Origin of the sequence: Fulvivirga sediminis (assembly GCF_016757215.1) — a bacterium.
GTDB classification, from domain to species: Bacteria; Bacteroidota; Bacteroidia; order Cytophagales; family Cyclobacteriaceae; genus Fulvivirga; species Fulvivirga sediminis.
In genome coordinates, this window is record NZ_JAESIY010000012.1 from 68481 (window position 1) to 85409 (window position 16929).

At 36.7% G+C, this 16929-nt stretch carries 18 protein-coding genes; 14 read left to right on the forward strand and 4 right to left on the reverse strand.

The features are described 5' to 3' along the window. The first annotated feature begins 80 nt into the window (after positions 1–80). Both JL102_RS19475 and JL102_RS19480 read left to right on the forward strand, forming a co-directional pair. Entirely contained in the window at positions 81–524 is a 444-nt protein-coding gene (locus tag JL102_RS19475; RefSeq protein ID WP_202246135.1) for a PepSY-like domain-containing protein, read from the forward strand. A 122-nt stretch (positions 525–646) separates the two neighbouring features. Continuing rightward, on the forward strand, positions 647–2647 hold the full coding sequence (locus tag JL102_RS19480) for a DUF3352 domain-containing protein (RefSeq protein WP_202246136.1): 2001 nt from the start codon (positions 647–649) through the stop codon (positions 2645–2647). Positions 2648–2691: 44 nt separating this feature from the next. On the opposite strand, the gene JL102_RS19485 is transcribed toward JL102_RS19480, so the two are convergent. Further along, a complete protein-coding gene (locus JL102_RS19485; protein ID WP_202246137.1) occupies positions 2692–3618 on the reverse strand; it encodes a cation diffusion facilitator family transporter in 927 nt (308 codons plus the stop codon). A gap of 94 nt (positions 3619–3712) precedes the next feature. Between JL102_RS19485 and JL102_RS19490 the strand changes: the two genes are divergently transcribed. Then, positions 3713–3964 (forward strand): hypothetical protein, encoded by a 252-nt coding sequence (locus JL102_RS19490; RefSeq protein WP_202246138.1) that lies wholly within the window; start codon positions 3713–3715, stop codon positions 3962–3964. A 17-nt stretch (positions 3965–3981) separates the two neighbouring features. Here the strand turns inward: JL102_RS19490 and JL102_RS19495 are convergent, their stop codons facing one another. Then, entirely contained in the window at positions 3982–4326 is a 345-nt protein-coding gene (locus JL102_RS19495; RefSeq protein ID WP_237390678.1) for a DoxX family protein, read from the reverse strand. Positions 4327–4473: 147 nt separating this feature from the next. Between JL102_RS19495 and JL102_RS19500 the strand changes: the two genes are divergently transcribed. The 4 genes from JL102_RS19500 to JL102_RS19515 all read left to right on the forward strand — a co-directional run bounded on the left by JL102_RS19500 (position 4474) and on the right by JL102_RS19515 (position 8697). Next, entirely contained in the window at positions 4474–5424 is a 951-nt protein-coding gene (locus tag JL102_RS19500; protein WP_202246139.1) for an aldo/keto reductase, read from the forward strand. A gap of 99 nt (positions 5425–5523) precedes the next feature. Beyond that, positions 5524–7740, forward strand: a complete 2217-nt coding sequence (locus tag JL102_RS19505; protein WP_202246140.1) for an ATP-binding protein — start codon at positions 5524–5526, stop codon at positions 7738–7740. 19 nt (positions 7741–7759) lie between these two features. Further along, positions 7760–8125: a response regulator gene (locus JL102_RS19510; protein ID WP_202246141.1), complete on the forward strand. Its 366-nt coding sequence runs from the start codon at positions 7760–7762 to the stop codon at positions 8123–8125. Further along, on the forward strand, positions 8122–8697 hold the full coding sequence (locus JL102_RS19515) for a biliverdin-producing heme oxygenase (protein WP_202246142.1): 576 nt from the start codon (positions 8122–8124) through the stop codon (positions 8695–8697). The genes JL102_RS19510 and JL102_RS19515 overlap by 4 nt, the downstream gene beginning before the upstream one ends. On the opposite strand, the gene JL102_RS19520 is transcribed toward JL102_RS19515, so the two are convergent. Together JL102_RS19520 and JL102_RS19525 are read right to left on the reverse strand one after the other, a co-directional pair. Next, entirely contained in the window at positions 8690–9046 is a 357-nt protein-coding gene (locus JL102_RS19520; protein ID WP_202246143.1) for a response regulator, read from the reverse strand. The two genes, JL102_RS19515 and JL102_RS19520, sit on opposite strands and share 8 nt — an antisense overlap. An 18-nt stretch (positions 9047–9064) precedes the next feature. Next, positions 9065–12688, reverse strand: coding sequence for a chemotaxis protein CheB (locus JL102_RS19525; protein WP_202246144.1), 3624 nt, complete (start codon positions 12686–12688; stop codon positions 9065–9067). 116 nt (positions 12689–12804) lie between these two features. On the opposite strand from JL102_RS19525, the gene JL102_RS19530 reads away from it, so the two are divergent. The 7 genes from JL102_RS19530 (at position 12805) to JL102_RS19560 (ending at position 16925) form a co-directional block, all read left to right on the forward strand. Beyond that, positions 12805–13311 carry a hypothetical protein gene (locus tag JL102_RS19530; RefSeq protein WP_202246145.1) on the forward strand — a complete coding sequence of 169 codons (507 nt, stop codon included), beginning with the start codon at positions 12805–12807 and terminating at the stop codon, positions 13309–13311. Positions 13312–13457: 146 nt separating this feature from the next. Then, complete coding sequence (locus tag JL102_RS19535) at positions 13458–13622, forward strand: DUF1328 family protein (protein ID WP_202246146.1); 165 nt, start codon at positions 13458–13460, stop codon at positions 13620–13622. A gap of 64 nt (positions 13623–13686) precedes the next feature. Then, positions 13687–14154 (forward strand): PA2169 family four-helix-bundle protein, encoded by a 468-nt coding sequence (locus tag JL102_RS19540; RefSeq protein ID WP_202246147.1) that lies wholly within the window; start codon positions 13687–13689, stop codon positions 14152–14154. Positions 14155–14186: 32 nt separating this feature from the next. Next, the gene (locus JL102_RS19545) at positions 14187–14405 is read left to right on the forward strand and encodes a hypothetical protein (RefSeq protein ID WP_202246148.1); all 219 of its coding nucleotides are present in this window, start codon (positions 14187–14189) and stop codon (positions 14403–14405) included. 311 nt (positions 14406–14716) lie between these two features. After that, positions 14717–16069 carry an acyl-CoA dehydrogenase family protein gene (locus JL102_RS19550; RefSeq protein ID WP_202246149.1) on the forward strand — a complete coding sequence of 451 codons (1353 nt, stop codon included), beginning with the start codon at positions 14717–14719 and terminating at the stop codon, positions 16067–16069. 173 nt (positions 16070–16242) lie between these two features. Further along, positions 16243–16677, forward strand: a complete 435-nt coding sequence (locus JL102_RS19555) for a DUF2267 domain-containing protein (protein ID WP_202246150.1) — start codon at positions 16243–16245, stop codon at positions 16675–16677. 17 nt (positions 16678–16694) lie between these two features. Then, on the forward strand, positions 16695–16925 hold the full coding sequence (locus JL102_RS19560) for a hypothetical protein (RefSeq protein ID WP_202246151.1): 231 nt from the start codon (positions 16695–16697) through the stop codon (positions 16923–16925). Positions 16926–16929 lie beyond the last annotated feature (4 nt).

Sequence of the window (16929 nt, forward strand, 5' to 3'; positions counted from 1 at the left end):
ATGTGCTTAATAAACGCATACTAATAATTTACATCATTTTTGTGAGCTATAAGTTATGTTAAACTAACCACCACTAACTTATGAAATCTCACACACTATTATTAAGCCTCCTACTTAACCTAGGATTAATTTCAACAGCATGGGCTCAAGCTACACCCATTGAAGAAACGCAAAACAACAGAATGAAGTCATCTATAAATGCCAAGTATAAAGGTGTTGATTATGACAATATCAAATGGAAATCCACCGCTGATGGCTACTATCAAGGAACGTTTGATTATGAAGGCAGAGACCTCACCACCCAGTTTGACAATAATGGGCAGTGGGTTCAAACCTCAGAAACTGTTACCATGGATAACATGCCCCCCGCATTAAAAAATAATCTATCTGATTATAAAACCTCGAGCATAAAAAGTGTCAATAAAATAGAAACCGCTGACAATTCCACCTACTACGATGTAGATGTAACAGGAAGAGAGCCAATGAGGTTTGACAAATCTGGAAATCCCATCAAAAATGATTAGAACACATTAAAGTGCAAGAGAAACGTTAAAAAAGCCTGGATTTACTTCGGGCTTTTTTTGTAATAACTGAATTTATTGATCGTTAGTAGGTCTAATTTATTTAGATTTTCCATATTGGCAGTATGAAAAAAATAATCATTGCAATTATTCTACTCTTAGTAGCAGGTTCTCTATTCTATTATCTTTATTGGTCTCCCGTTTATAGGCTGAAAGCAATGAATGTTATTCCTTCAAACGCAGCTTTCGTCATGGCTAGTGATCAGCCAGTAAATAGCTGGAATGACATTAGCAACAGCCAGGTGTGGTCTCACCTCAAAACTAACCCTGAATTCGCCTTGATTACTGATTATGCCAACTATATCGATTCATTAGTACAAGAAAATGACTGGCTGGATTATGTGGGCAATAAAGAACTTCTTATTGCGGCTCTTCCGGTTCAGAACACGTATGACTACGCCTATGTCATGGATCTCTCACGGGTATCTCGCCTAAAAAGTGTACAGTTTTACCTCCAACAAATATTAGATGATAACTACAAAGTAACTTATAGAAAATATAAAGGCACTGACGTTACTCAAATTTATGATCGCGATTACAAGCAAACTATTCATATCTGTTTTCTTGAAAACCTATTGGTAATGAGTTTGAATTCTAACCCTATTGAGCAAATTATCAACCAATATGTAGAGCCTCAATCGGAAGATATATATCTGAGTGAAGTGACTAACGAAGTAGGTTATGGCGGCATGATCAGGGTATATATTAATTACCGCAGCTTTATGAATTATTTAGGCCAATTTGCACTAGAAAATGCAGGCATGAATATGCTCAAGCAATCGCTCAGATACAGCGGATTCAAAGGCAATGTAGATAACAGCGGCATCCTATTCAAAGGCTATACTAATGTAAATGACACCGTAAATTCATACCTTAAAGCACTATACACTTCCGGCAATGGCTCTCATGAATTTCTGAAAATAGTACCAACAGCTTCTCCTTATTTTGTGTCACTAGGCTTTAAAGGTTTTCCTGAATTTGTAGAAAACCTTGAAGGTGCCCTAAACAGCAATCCTGAACAAAAAGAAAGTTACAATGACAATAAAGAGCTCACTGAAAAATTTCTAAAAATCGACCTTAACGAAACTTTTGTTAATTGGGTGGACAATGAGGTCGTGATGCTCCAAACTACACCTAGTAGTAAGGTCGGCTTTCAGGAGTATGCCATGCTAATAAAGACCAAAGACCCCGAAGAGGCCGACAAAGGACTGCGAACTATAAGAGAACAAATCAAAAAAAGAACCCCTATAAAAATAAAAAGCATTGATTATAGAGGGTCTGCCATCCGGTATATGGCCATGAAGGGCTTCTTCAAAGTATTTCTCGGCAAGTTGTTTGACAAATTTGACAAGCCTTATTACAGCATTGTTGATGATTGGGTAATTTTTTCTAACCATCCTCAAACGATTAAAAATATTATAGATGCCAAAGAGGAAGAAGAAACCCTGTACTATGATGATAATTTTATAAATCACTATGACCAGCTGAGCGAAAAAAGCTCTATCTACGCCTATGTAAATATGGTAGAGATCTTTAATGACCTGAAGCCTCTCATGGAAATTCAGGAATGGAAAAGCATGAAAAAAAATGAAGAATACATTAAATGTTTCTCTCGCTTAAGCCTGCAGCTGGCGCCTGAAGATGGCAATGTTTTTAAAACCGTATTTAACGCCAGCTTCACTGATCCTTCTTTACTCCTAGTAGACGGAAAAACAGCTGAGACTAGTCCAAGAAGATATCAGGCCGAAATTCAGAGAATACCTAAAGAAAAACTACCTTGGGCCAGCAGATACACTACAGAGCTTAAAGAAATAGATAAAATAGTGATCCCTAACCTTTCTGGAGATGAATATGTAGCTAAATATAATAACGGTAACCCAAAATATTTAATAAGCATTAAAAACGGATGGAAACATGGCCGCTTTGAGAGCTACTTTGAAAATGGGGAAGTAAAATTTAAAGGAAAGTACAGAGATGACAAAAAAGACGGAACCTGGCGTGTTTATGACGAAGAGGGAAATTTGATAGAAAAGCTTAAGTATAAAGAAGGCCAGCTGGATGAATAAATCCTGGCTGGCCTTAAATAAATAATTGACAAATAATGCTTTAATTAGGTCTTATCTCCTTTTCTGGAAATAGACTCTGCTTCTATAAAGATTCTCCTTATTTCCGGATGACTGGTTTTTATTTTCTTTTCCAGCTCATCTATACATGTTTCTATCTGCTCCGCAGACAGCTGCTTACTAAACTGTACATTTACTGCCAGCAATACTTCAGATGGACCAAAGTGCATGGTTAAAGGGTCTTCTATTCTCAGCACCCTTGGATTTTCTTCAAAAATATGTTTAATACTTTCTATAACCACCGCACTAGCACCCTCACCTACCAGAAGTCCTTTACTTTCCGACACTAAAAATATAGCTACTAACGTTAGTATTACACCTATTATTATTGATGCAATACCATCAAACATAGGATTTTGATATGTATGCCCTAAAAACACGCCAAAAAAAGCCACTATTATACCTAACAAAGCAGCAGAGTCTTCCAGAATAATTACAAAAATGGAAGGATCTTTACTATTCCTCAACCTGGTAAAGAAGCTGAATTTGGATTTCTTTTTAAGAAAATTCTTCATAGCTATTACCCAAGAGGTGCCTTCAAACAAAAAGGCCATACCCAGCACTGCATAATTCCAGGTTGGATCAGACTGCTCCGTGGGTTGCCCAAAGTGATGTATACCCTCATATAAAGACATTCCCCCTCCTATGGCAAACAATAATATTGCTACTATTAATGACCAAAAATATAATTCCTTGCCATAACCAAATGGGTGCTGCTTATCTGCGGGCTTTTTACTCTTGCTTAGGCCCAGTAATATTAAAAGTTGATTGCCAGTATCCACTACTGAGTGAATACCTTCAGAAATCATAGCCGAACTCCCAGTAAAAGCGGCTGCTATAAATTTTGTAATTGCAATTAATAAATTGGCAACCAATGCACCATAAATCGGTAACTTTGAGGATTCAGTGTTCATGTACTGTATTTGAGGTGAATTCTATTCTTCTAATATGTTTTAATTAACCTCAATTAACAGATTTCGTTTAAAAAAGGTAGAAAAACTAATAAAAATGGACTGCATTTCTAAGAAAAGATGTTACGACACCCCGGAGCAGGCTGAAGATGCATTACTCGGATCTCACATTCGGTACAACCATTCTAAAAACAGTGGCCCTATTAATTATTATAAATGTGAGCATTGTGGCTGCTATCACCTCACGTCTCAGGGTGAAACAAATAGCGCCCTTACATCAAAAAATAATAAAAGTAAGATAAAGCTCGCTCAGGAAGCTAGTTATTGGGAAGATAAATTCAGGAGATAAAAGTTAACTCAAGTTAATTAAGTGTACTGAAAGGCCCAATAGATCAATAAAAGCTGTAAGGGTAATCTAATAATCAGTAGCCATTTCGGAATGCGTTTAAACTTTTCAGACCTCAGCATATAGAAATGTACCGGCAGGAAAGCTATCAACATCAGCATAATGAGCCATGCTGATATGCTCTTCGTTTCTTCAAACAGCAACCCTGCTCCAAGCACTATTTCTGCCACGCCACTGATATAGACTAACAAAAGCTTTTTAGAAAAATATGGCGGAATAATACTCACATACATCTTAGGCTTAACAAAGTGAAAAACACCCGCAGCCATGTATACCATCGCCATTATATATATCCCTATCTGCATAATTTCCTTTTTTCAATTCTATTATTCTTAAGCCACTTACTTAATAAGTCAAACCATCATTTGTACTTAAGGTTTAGCCGTTTAGGAACATTTCATTGATTGACCCCGTTTTATTAACAAAGCAATTCAAAATTAAACCATTTTAATATGAATACTTTAGCATTTAAAAACGGAGATCAGATGCCGGCATTAGGTTTAGGTACGTGGAAATCTGAACCAGGCAAAGTAAAAATGGCGGTATATGAAGCTATTAAGGCAGGTTATAGACATATAGACTGCGCTCCAATTTATGGAAATGAACCAGAAGTAGGAGAAGGAATAAAGCAAGCAATAGAAGAAGGAATTATTTCAAGAAAAGAATTATGGATTACGTCCAAACTATGGAATGACAGCCATAAGCAAGAAGACGTCATTCCTTCTTTAAAAAAGAGCCTTCTTGACTTACAATTAACTTATTTAGACCTCTATCTAATTCATTGGCCCGTAGTTTTAAAAAAAGGCACGAAATATCCCAGTTCCGCTGATGATTTCCTGAGCACGAATAGTGTACCCTTAACAGAAACATGGCAAGGAATGGAAAAGGCTCAAAGAGAAGGCTTAGCTAATCATATTGGGGTTTCCAATTTTAATATTGATAAAATAAAAAATATTATTAACGATTGTAAAATAAACCCAGAGCTCAATCAGGTAGAAATGCATCCTTTTCTACCACAGCAGGAGCTCTGTGATTACTGCATGACTCATCGCATTAATGTAACAGCCTACTCTCCATTAGGATCAGGAGATAGACCAGACAAAATGAAACAAGACAATGAGCCAATACTTATGGACAATGAGGTAATCAACAGTATAGCTGCTAATCATAAGCATACTCCGGCTCAAATATTAATTGCCTGGGCCTTACATAGAGGAACGGCTGTAATACCTAAATCCACTAATAAAGAGCGAATAAGACAAAACTATGAGGCCTCATTCATCAAACTTACGCAAGCAGATATGAATGAAATTGATCAATTAGATTATGAATATCGATTTGTAACTGGAGAAGCCTGGGAGATGGAAGGCAATAGCTACGTAGCTAAAAAATTCTGGGACTAATTTATATTTATCTTGTTTGTTAATATAATTCAATAGATAGGTATATTTACACTACTAATATTGGCTATCTTATTTACTTTCACATATATTAGCAAACTTATGACTGATAGTACATTACCGAGCCTGCAAAACTGCGAAAAAGAACCTATTCACATTATAGGAAAAATACAAAATATAGGTTTTTTTCTTGTGTTGAAGCAGAAAGGGTGTAAAATTATACAAGCCAGTAAAAATGTAGATAAGTTTCTAAATATAAATTATAAAGACATCATTGGGAAGTCAATCTCTGACATTCATATAGATGGTCTACCCGAGGTGGTTAGCACTTTACACCTTTCTCAGCCTCATCCCAATACCCTTATACTGCCTAACCAAGAAAGTTTTAACCTTCTAATTCACTCTTGGGAAGATAATTACATCATGGAATTTGAGCCTCAAACCATGGATAGTACTGACTATGATATGCAGTATTTTCTTGGGGCTGCCATGAGTAAAATTCATAACAGCGCCAATGTACAGAGCCTTCTATATCAAACCGCTGAAGAAATAAAAAAAACCACCGGCTATGACAGAGTGATGATTTATAAATTTCACTCAGATTGGCATGGAGAAGTAGTATCAGAAGCTAAAGAGGATGACATGGAATCTTACCATGGTCTGCACTATCCAGCTTCAGATATCCCTGCACAGGCCAGAAAATTATTTAAGACTAACCCCGTTAGGTTTATACATGATGTAGAATCTGAACCTACCGAACTGTATCCGAGTATACCTGAAGGCGAGAATAAACCGACAGACCTATCGTTATCATCTTTAAGAAGCTCCTCCCCTATACATATTCAGTACCTTAAAAATATGGGAGTTGGAGCATCTCTAACCATCAGCTTACTTATCAATGACAAGTTATGGGGCATGATTGCTTGCCATCATAAATCCCCGAAATTCATTGATTTCAAGTTAAGACAGACCTGTCAGTTTATGGGGCAGTTGTTCTCATCTGCATTACAACTGCACCTGATGGATAAAGAGAACGAAGAGCTTGAAAAGAGTAGAGAGATTGGCTCATTGCTCGCCGGATGGACGCTTAGAGAATATAGTATTATTGATGGTCTTACCACACATAAGCATAAACTTCATGAGCTAATAGATTGCTCTGGGGCGGCTATTTTTGCTGAAAATAAGATATGCAGAATGGGCAATGCCCCTGCTGAAGAACATATTAAAGATCTTGTAGAATGGCTAAACGAAAACCAGAAGGAAGACATTTTAATTACCGATGAGCTTTCATATCGATACCCAAAAGCTTTAGAATACAAAGAATTAGCTGCCGGTCTCATCTCTGCCAGGTTATCATCCGGACTTGGGGAATACCTCTTGTGGTTCAAACCAGAGGCCTTACAAACCATTTATTGGGGTGGCAACCCTGATAAAGCGGTAAACCTTGAAGGAAATGGATCTTTTGCCTCCATTTCTCCAAGGCAGTCATTTGAAAAATGGGCTCAGGTAATGGAAAACAAGTCTGACCCTTGGACCAATGCCAACATAAGTGCAGTTGTAAAGCTCAGAGAAGATGTGCTTCAGGTAATTATTAAAAAAGCCAATGAAATAAGAAAACTGCATGATCAGCTGGAAGAAGCCTACAAAGAGCTTGATGCTTTCAGCTACACCGTATCTCATGACCTGAGAACACCACTCACTGCTGTAAAAGTTTACTCTGAAATTTTGCTTGAAGATAGAGGTGATCTTTTTGATGATTCCGCCAAGGACATGGTAGGAAAAATAATAAAAAATGCAGATCGTATGACAGATCTAATAAAAGCCGTACTTCATTACTCTAAAATAGGCAAAATAGAGACTACCTTTACCACTGTTAAAGTAGATGGCCTCATATCTCAGGTAATGGATGATTTAAAAACTTCGTACAAAGAACAGGTTATTGAATTTAAAGTGGGTTCATTACCTGACATTTATGGAGATGAAATCATGGTAGGCCAAGTATTTAGTAATTTATTATCTAATGCGGTGAAATACTCCAAAAAGAAGCCCAAGTCTATAGTAGAAATTAATGGAGAAGAAAAACCGGAAGAGGTGATTTACATCATTTCTGATAATGGGATTGGCATAGATATGCAACATATTGGTAAGGTTTTTCAAATATTCTCCCGACTTACAGATGAAGAAGGCTATGAGGGGCATGGTGTGGGAATGACCATAGTAAAAAGAATTATGGATAAACATCAAGGTAAAATATGGATAGAAAGCCTACCCAATGAAGGATCTACTTTTTATATATCGTTTCCTAAAAAATTAGCTTGATAAATAGTTTGTAAATAGAATGAATAAAGAGGAGGAGATACTAAGCATTGCAGTGTGTGATGATGACAGAGACACCTGCGATCTCATCAAACTAATAGGCGAACAGCAAGGGTATAATGTATACCCATGCCTGACCCCTTCTGAGTTTAAAAACAAAGCCACAGACCATGACATCCATGTTATATTTATGGATATCAACTGGGGATTGGCTGATGGTGTAAAAATGGCTAACGAACTAAAATCTGACTATAAGGTATATGCCTTATCAGGAGCTCATAATATTAGCCAGATAGCTACAGAGCATGAATGGGATGGCTTTATAGAAAAGCCATTTTCATTAAAATATCTTCGAGAACTACTTAATAATTTGTCAGAAAACCTATGATTGCTGAACTTCTGAAAAATGAAACTGCAGAGCTGCACAAGCTATCTGAGAAGAACAATTATTTCCGTGAAATATATAACTCAACTCTTACATTGCAGCAATATGAAACAATGCTTATTAGAAATTACTGGCTTAATTTGAATGTAGAGCAAGCGGCCCAAAACATTAGCGAAGTAGAGAGCCTCTCTACCTTAGAGCTAGCTAAAAGAAAAAAAGCCCATCTAATAGTAAAAGATTTGAATAATCTGGACAGCCCGTCTATTGACTTACCAGAAGAATCTTTTCCTGAGCTTAATAGTGCGGAAATTATGGGCGCTCTGTATGTAACCGAAGGGTCTACACTCGGAGGAAATATTATACTAAAAAACCTTATGAAAAATAAGGCTTTTGACGGCAAAAACATCTTCAACTTCCTTTCTTATTACGGTGAAAACACAAGCTCTTACTGGAAAGTTTTTTTAGAGACATTGATTCTATACCATTCAAAGAATAGGGATAAAGAAGATGATATTATTAATGGGGCAAAAAAGGCATTTGAGTACTTTATAACACTTTCGCACCAGCTTAACTAAGAATAGAAGAAATATAATCTTTTAAATTTTTCACTGAAAAAGGCTTTCGGATTACTCCGTCTGCCTTCACCTTCTCTGCTATCCTCTCTATTTCATCGTTGGCAGAAAACAGCACAACAGGTACGGATTGAGTGCTACCTTCTTTTCTCAAGAGGTTCACGGCCTGCTCTCCGCCTATATCTGGTATCCATAAATCCATTAGTATAAGATCAGGATTAAGCTCTGTTACCAGCTCTACAATGTTCATTACATGAGGTGATGTTTTCACATTATAGTCTTTGTTGAGAATAAAAGTACATAGTTCTAATATATCTTTATCATCATCACAGATCAAAACCGTTTTCTTCATGTATATAGCGCTTAATAATTAAACAATTGGTAATTCTATAAAAAATTCGCTTCCTTCACCCTCTTTACTTTTCACCCCAATAGTGCCCTCATGAGCTTCTATTATTTGTTTAGAAATATACAGCCCGATTCCCAAACCTGATGAAAAATCTTCCTTTTCCTGCACCCTGTAAAACCTTTCAAAAATCTTTGACTGGTACTGCGGTGGTATTCCATTGCCAAAATCCGTGACTTTAAAGCACACCTTACCTTCATTGACCGATGTGGCTATAAGTACCTTATTAGCATTGGATGAGTATTTAATGGCATTACTTATCAGGTTAACCATAACCTGCTCCAGCTTCTCTCCATTTCCTCTTACCTTTACATTTGTTTTATCACCTTTAAATATGACATCATGCTGATTTGAAAGTGGTGTAGAAATATCAGTAGCATTCACCACTACCTGATCAAAATCCACTTCAGATAGCTCAAAATGAAGCTTACCTGTCTGTATCCTAGTCACATCCAGAAGATCTCCTACTAAAGAACTTAGCCTCTTCATACCTACCAAAGCCTTTTCTGAATAAGTTCTTACAGTGCTTAGCTCTACTTCCTCATCAATAAGTAGCTCCTTTAAAAGCTCCATATATGCCTTGGCTGTAGTAAGAGGAGTTTTTAATTCATGACTAGCAATACCCATGAACTCATCTTTCTTCTGCTCTATAGTTTTTTGCTCATGAATATCAGTGGCTGTGCATATCCACACCCGTATACTTCCATCTCTTTTTAGTAATGGCGTGATCCTTACCAGGTGCCAATGGTAATTTTGGTTACTGTCATACAATCGATATTGAATAGTATATTCTATCTGTTTATCAATCGCCTCTTTCCAGGTTTTTTTAACTTTTTCTAAGTCTTCTGCATAAATACATTCATCCAAATCAACATTACTGTAATCCTCTCCTTTTACATCGAGATAAGTTTTTAGCGTATAATTCATATACGCAATGTGTCCTTTATGGTCTATAGTCCATATTTTTTGAGGCATGGACTCGGCCAGTGTTTTAAAGAACTTGGCACTATCTTCAGCTACCTTTCTATTCCTTACGGGCTCTGATACATCTACTCCATAAATAACTATATCAGGCCTAGAACTATCCTCTGAAGCCAGAGGTGCAAAAGAAAAATTAAAGTATCTGGATTTTTTATTATCTTTTTTAGCAGGATTAAGATTATATTCTACCTCCTTCATATGAAATGCCTTTCCTGTCTCCTGCACCTCATTAATAGCCCCCATGAATCCTAACTTCATAAACTCTGCGTTGGCATTGTTCATGGATCTACCTTCTAGCTTCTTATTAGAAAATAGGTTTTGATAACTAGGATTAACGTATTCAAATATTAGAGCATCTCCCGTAATTACTGCTATTAAATCAGGTGAAGCCATGGCTATTTGCTCCATCATCTGCTTTTGGCGAGTGAGTTTTTGAGAAGCCACTCTCAGATCTACATAAGCATTTTCCAGTTCCTCATTAGTGGCTTGTAGCTCTTCATTAGAGGTTTCCAACTCCTCATTAGAGGCCTGCAGCTCCTCATTAGAAGATTGTAGCTCTTCATTTAAAGCCTGCAGCTCCTCATTAGTAGTTTCAAGCTCTTGCACCAAAGTATTCATATGCTGCTTATTGCTAATCAGCTCATACTCAAGCTCCTGCATATGCTGAACGTTCATATGAGCATCTTCCAGTTCCTCACTGGTAGATGCGAAGAAAGGCTCCACAATATCAAAAGACTCAAATATTACCATGAAGTAAGGGTGACCGGGTTTTGAATATATCAAAGGTTTTACTATCAGCCTGGCCAAATGCTTCTGATCTCCAATGCTATACCTACGCACTTCACCCCTGGCTATTTTCATAGACTTAATAGCCTCGGTCACCAAAGCACGAGCAACTATTTGCAAATCTTCAGTAATCAGCCTTAACAGGTTCATATTAGCTAAACCTGGTCTGATCTTAAGAAATTCATTAGTATCGCCTGATATCTCAATGATATCCATATTTTCATCTATAATCACGTATGGACTTTCATAAGTGTTATAAACGGTCTCTTTCACCATTTCATGAATAGAAAGAGATTCATTTTTCAGATTCCTAGTAGCTGATATTTTCTTATCTACACTGAGAGGCTTAGTGCTGGGGAGTTTGAGTGGCTTTAAAGAGGTACGCTCTTTTCGTGAGAATATGCGATATTTGGCATTAACAGTACTGAAAATATTTTTATAATTTCCGACCGTCTCTGACTTACCTAAGAATAAAAGTCCATCGGGTAAGAGTGCATATTGAAATATTGGAAATATATGATTTTGAAGTCTTTGATTGAAATAAATAAACAGATTCCTACAGCTTACCAAATCTAATCTTAAAAATGGTGGGTTACTGGTAATATCGTGCTTTGTATATAATATTGATTGTTTAATATCTCTAACGAGCTCATAATTCTCACCTGATTTTTCAAAATATTTGTTAATTAGCTTCTCAGGTAAATTCTCCAGCTTTTCTTTTGAATATATCCCTGATCGAGCGTCCTTCAAGGCATTAGCATTAATATCTGTCGCAAAAATCTGCAATTTAATATCATAGCGATTAGTTTGTATGAGTATTTCATTAATCATTATAGCCAGGCTTACACTCTCCTCTCCTGTGGCACAGCCAGGCACCCATACTCTAAAACGTTCTCGCTTATCCTTAGTTTTTATTCGTTCTTCAATCTCCTGCTCTAGCATTTTAAATGCTTCGGCATCTCTAAAGAAGGAAGTTACACCTATCAATAAATACTTAAAAAACTCTTCTAGTTCGTCCTCATTATTCCTAATATAGTTAAGATATTTCTCTACACTCGAGAAGCCCTTATCATGAAGCCTTTTCTCCAGCCTTCTTACTATAGTAGACTCCTTATAATTACTAAAATCAGTTCCAATTTTAGCCTCAAGCAGATGGAGTATAGTGCTTATGTCATCGCTAGACTCAAAATCATCTTCTTGCTCTTCTTCCACCCCTTGTTTATTATAGTTCTTTACAAAAGGTTTATTTTTTATAAGGTTTAGCAGGTTACTACCTATTTCTGATGGCGGAAGCACCACATCGATCATACCGGTAGTCATAGCCGCCTGGGGCATTCCTGAATATTTGGAGCTTGCTAAATCCTGGCTTATGGTAAGTCCACCAGCCTTTTTTAAAGCCACTATTCCCTGGCTGCCGTCTTGGCCTGTACCAGACAAAATAATTCCAACAGCTTTTTTACCATAAGACTTAGCCATGGAGGTAAATAACTTGTCAATGCTCGGCCTCGGTCCATGAGCTGAAATATCAGTTATTTCCAAATGAGTATCCTTTATGATAGCATCACAGTTAGGCGGCGTAACGTATATATGATTGGGCTCTAATAGCACTCCATCTTCTATAGCTGTTGTATTTAGTACAGTCTTTCTGCTTATAATCTCTGTAAGCATACTCTTATACTCAGGGCTCAAATGCTGAGCAACTATAATAGCCACATTGTCCAACCGCTCCGGTAATGACTCCACTAATTCTTGCAAGGGTGCTAACCCTCCTGCAGACGCACCTATCGCTACCAGATACTCTACAGTATTATTCTTCTCCAATGATTATTCTCGTTATAAAGACCCCAAAACAAATAAGTTATTTTATAATTAATAACTTCAAACGATAAATTGTTTAACAAACAAATATGAATATTGTATTATAGTTAAAAAAATTTATGGCCTCTATTTGGATAAATGCTGAAAGGAAAATCGTAGACGTGGACGATTCGTGGGATATTTTGGCCAGTAAAAACCAAGCCGATGAACTCTTAAGCGATTCTATTAAGGGAAAATATATCACTAGTTTCATTAAGGGAGATCAGATAAGAATGTTTTTAGATGCTATGATAACACGCGTAAATATTACTGAAAAGCCATATGTACTGCATTATCGTTGCGATGGTCCTCATAAGGCTCAGTTTATGCGCATGATGGTATCTAAAGAAAACGATGACCGCTTTCTAATAGAGCATGACCTTATTAAGTCCGAGAAAATTGATCCAGAAATACTTTTTAAGGAAGATGCTACCTCCCCTCAAAAAAGATGCGCTGTGTGCGGTAAAGTTAATTTTAAAGACGGATGGTTCGATGCGCTTACCAATAGAAAAATATTTGGTACTACTCATGAGCTAAAAACACAATCTACGATATGCCCGGACTGTGAAGATAAAATCCCACACTAAAATAAACTTCATAGATTATTTTCCCTCTCACGTATACAATTATCCCCACCCTAAAACATAAAAGTTATTTAAAAGGCCTATAAGCCAGTGGCATGATATTTCCCTCTACTGATTTAGTTGTAAACTATCACCTAAATCAAATTATTATGTTACGATGGATTGTAATTTTTCTTATAGTGGCTTTAGTGGCTGCATTACTAGGTTTTGGCGGTATAGCTGCAGGAGCAGCGGCCATAGCTAAAATCATATTCTACATATTTCTAGTACTGCTAGTTATTTCGATAATCATGCATTTCGCCAGAAAAGTTTAAAAAAAATAGTATATTAAAATGAAGGCGGTTGATTACAACTGCCTTCCTATAACCTACTACTGATATGACTGAAAAGATTGATAACATACAAACTCTAATAAAGATCAATGTAGAAGCTAATGAAGGCTATAGAACAGCAGCAAGCTGTGTAAACGACGGGCTGCTAAGCACATTTTTAAACAATAATGCCATAAAAAGAAAAGAGTTTGCTGCAAAATTAATGGAGAAAGCAAAACTTAAAGAGGTCAAAAGCGGATTATCATCTGACTTACATAAAGTGTGGATGGAGATTAAAAGTGCTCCAAAAAAGTTCAATGGTAAAGCGGTTTTGGAGGAGTGTGAGAAAGGAGAAAAACATGCATTAAAAGAATATGACAAAGTACTTTCGGGCAAAGACTTCCCCAAAGACCTTGCGGATATTCTTGAAATTCAAAAAAGAGAAATAAAAAGCAACCTAGAAGAAATTAGTTCATTAAAAAAAGAGCAAAAAGAAGAAGATGCTAATAGAAACAGAGAAACACCTGTTCCTTAATTTTTTATATATACCTTAAATTTTAACATTCTATGGCAAATACTATGGGACCTGAAGAGATGTTAATAAATCAGATTGAATTATTAACTGCGGAAGAAGAAAAACTGGAAAGGCTTTACCAGACATATTCTAATAAGAAAAAGGTAAAAATGCACCTCGATGAAGTGAGAAGCAAAAAAAGTCGACTTTACAAACTATGTTCTATTATGGGAGTATCTAATTTTAAAATAGTAAATACTACCTTTGACTAAAATTTTGAAACAGGAGACTATAGAACCTCGTTAATCAAATAACTGTGGGTAAATTAATACCCTTTCTACATATTGTTGATTAAGTATTTCCACAGACATTAAGTATAAACCTGTTTTCCTCTATGATAAAAGAAGTTTATTGATTTGGCACAGAGTTTATATTATTATTATTAATCTTTCTTAACACAAAAGATTAACACTAATAGACCAACAACCACACGAATAAAAGCCCGGCTAACACCGGGCTTTTGTTTTATCAAAACATGAGGATTAAAGCCTTGTTTATATATTAAACTATACCTACTGAATAAATGAGCGAAAAAGAACAATTAGGCCTACTGGATATGCTGAAAGGCCTGGACCTAAAGAAGTTAAAGGAAATAAGTACTCACATAGATCTTAAAGAAATATTCACTTCCATTTCTAAAATGGACAAGGTGGAGATGTACAACCTGATGCGTGCTCTGAAGGCAGGCAACAAAGAGCAGAAGATTCCTGAAGTTAATTCTGATTTCTATGACCTGAACAGCCTGCTTACAGAAGAAGAGAAAGCGATACGCTTAAAAGTACGTAAATTCATGGAAGAGGAAGTAGAGCCTATCGCTAATGAATATTGGAAAAAGGGAGAGTTTCCTCATGAGCTGATTCCTAAGATGGCAGCGCTCAACATTTGCGGCCTCACTTTCGATGGAGTAGGCTCAAGCAATCAATCTTATTTACTGGAAGGCCTTATATCTATGGAAATGGCCCGAATAGACACTTCAATAAGTACTTTTTTTGGAGTGCAGGCCGGCTTAGCCATGGGGTCTATCTATTTTTGTGGGTCTCAAGAGCAAAAAGACTATTGGCTCCCTAAAATGCAAACTATGGAAACCATAGGAGCCTTCGGATTAACTGAACCATTAGTAGGCTCTGCCGTAGCTGGGGGGCTCACCACCACTGCTAAACGCGAAGGAGATACCTGGATACTAAATGGTCAAAAGAAATGGATAGGCAATGCTACCTTTTCAGACATCACTATTATATGGGCGCAAGATGTAGATGACAAGCAAGTAAAGGGCTTTATTGTAGAGAAAGAAACGCCGGGCTTTCATCCTGAAAAGATTGAAGACAAAATGGCTCTACGCACCGTTCAAAATGCAGTGATTACTCTTAAAAACTGTAAGGTTTCTGAGGCTAACAGATTGCAAAAAGCTAATTCTTTTAAAGACACCGCCAAAGTACTTAAAATGACCCGTGCCGGAGTAGCCTGGCAGGCCGTGGGCTGTGCCATAGGAGCCTATGAAAATGCCCTCAAATACGCTACTAATCGCGAGCAATTTGGTAAACCAATTGCCTCTTTCCAGCTAGTACAGGATCTACTGGTAAAAATGCTAAGTAACCTCACAAGTATGCAAACTTTGGTTTTCCGCCTTTCTCAGCTTCAAGATGCTGGAACCATGACAGATGAACAAGCCTCGCTCGCTAAGGTAACCTGTACAATGCATACAAGAGAGATTGTGAGTCAGGCACGTGAAATCATGGGGGGTAATGGCATCTTACTAGAATACAACGTAGCTCGTTTTGTGGCGGATGCTGAAGCGGTATACTCTTATGAAGGCACCAAACAGATTAATTCCCTTATAGTGGGCCGAGCCATTACTGGATTAAGTGCTTTTGTTTAATTCTTACTGATAGGTACATAGGCGCATTTTTTGGTTAAAAAAAAGGTTTTTTAGGCTCGATTTCCTTATATTTAATATATAATAATTTATGCAAACGATTGAAGGAAACGCTATACATCCTAGAGTCATTGGCTAGCTCTATTTTAATTTTTTCTTTTACACACTAACTAACTATGGAGTTAAACTATAATAAACTAGCCATGGTGGACAAAGGATGCATCAAAGAATTAGACGGAAACTTAAACTATGGCTGCTATATAAAAACAGGCAGACTGTTATCTCTGGTATTGCATACACTAAGAAACAGTTTTACCTATCACCAGTCGGCTCAGTTTATAGAACAATTATCTAACCCGTTAAAAATAATTTATATTCAAAATTGGAAGATATGTCCACCTGGCAAACCATTAAAAAAAATAGACCATATAACAGAGGTAGCCTTTCGGAGGAATCGCTACAAAGATTTATGGCATAATAAGATGGAAGCAAATGAGGCCATAACGGCTACATTAAAAGTACTATATAAGCATATTGATTTTACTTCTACGGACTTTTTAGAAGATAGTTTGAAAAAAGAAATCATGCAGTTATGTACTATTAAACAATAACTTAAATAGCTACTACCATGAATAATTCAAGATTAGCCTATTGTATCAGGCGATGTGGATCGCACTGGAAAGTAACAGAAAACCACAGCAGAGAAAGTATTTACTCTGCAGATGATTTTAACACGGCGCTCAATACCACCATTGGTATTGCCAAAACTAATCTACCCTCAGAGGTGTGGATTTTTTCAGAGCATGACGAGTTAGTTGAAAAAAGAATTTACCCTAACTTCTCTGATATTTATGTTTAAATAA

Bases quoted from the DNA above. Each gene is read 5' to 3' on its own strand.
- JL102_RS19475 (WP_202246135.1), top strand. From the start codon at position 81: ATGAAATCTCACACACTATTATTAAGCCTCCTACTTAACCTAGGATTA.
- JL102_RS19480 (WP_202246136.1), top strand. From the start codon at position 647: ATGAAAAAAATAATCATTGCAATTATTCTACTCTTAGTAGCAGGTTCT.
- JL102_RS19485 (WP_202246137.1), bottom strand. From the start codon at position 3,618: ATGAACACTGAATCCTCAAAGTTACCGATTTATGGTGCATTGGTTGCC.
- JL102_RS19490 (WP_202246138.1), top strand. From the start codon at position 3,713: ATGGACTGCATTTCTAAGAAAAGATGTTACGACACCCCGGAGCAGGCT.
- JL102_RS19495 (WP_237390678.1), bottom strand. From the start codon at position 4,326: ATGCAGATAGGGATATATATAATGGCGATGGTATACATGGCTGCGGGT.
- JL102_RS19500 (WP_202246139.1), top strand. From the start codon at position 4,474: ATGAATACTTTAGCATTTAAAAACGGAGATCAGATGCCGGCATTAGGT.
- JL102_RS19505 (WP_202246140.1), top strand. From the start codon at position 5,524: ATGACTGATAGTACATTACCGAGCCTGCAAAACTGCGAAAAAGAACCT.
- JL102_RS19510 (WP_202246141.1), top strand. From the start codon at position 7,760: ATGAATAAAGAGGAGGAGATACTAAGCATTGCAGTGTGTGATGATGAC.
- JL102_RS19515 (WP_202246142.1), top strand. From the start codon at position 8,122: ATGATTGCTGAACTTCTGAAAAATGAAACTGCAGAGCTGCACAAGCTA.
- JL102_RS19520 (WP_202246143.1), bottom strand. From the start codon at position 9,046: ATGAAGAAAACGGTTTTGATCTGTGATGATGATAAAGATATATTAGAA.
- JL102_RS19530 (WP_202246145.1), top strand. From the start codon at position 12,805: ATGGCCTCTATTTGGATAAATGCTGAAAGGAAAATCGTAGACGTGGAC.
- JL102_RS19535 (WP_202246146.1), top strand. From the start codon at position 13,458: ATGTTACGATGGATTGTAATTTTTCTTATAGTGGCTTTAGTGGCTGCA.
- JL102_RS19540 (WP_202246147.1), top strand. From the start codon at position 13,687: ATGACTGAAAAGATTGATAACATACAAACTCTAATAAAGATCAATGTA.
- JL102_RS19545 (WP_202246148.1), top strand. From the start codon at position 14,187: ATGGCAAATACTATGGGACCTGAAGAGATGTTAATAAATCAGATTGAA.
- JL102_RS19550 (WP_202246149.1), top strand. From the start codon at position 14,717: ATGAGCGAAAAAGAACAATTAGGCCTACTGGATATGCTGAAAGGCCTG.
- JL102_RS19555 (WP_202246150.1), top strand. From the start codon at position 16,243: ATGGAGTTAAACTATAATAAACTAGCCATGGTGGACAAAGGATGCATC.
- JL102_RS19560 (WP_202246151.1), top strand. From the start codon at position 16,695: ATGAATAATTCAAGATTAGCCTATTGTATCAGGCGATGTGGATCGCAC.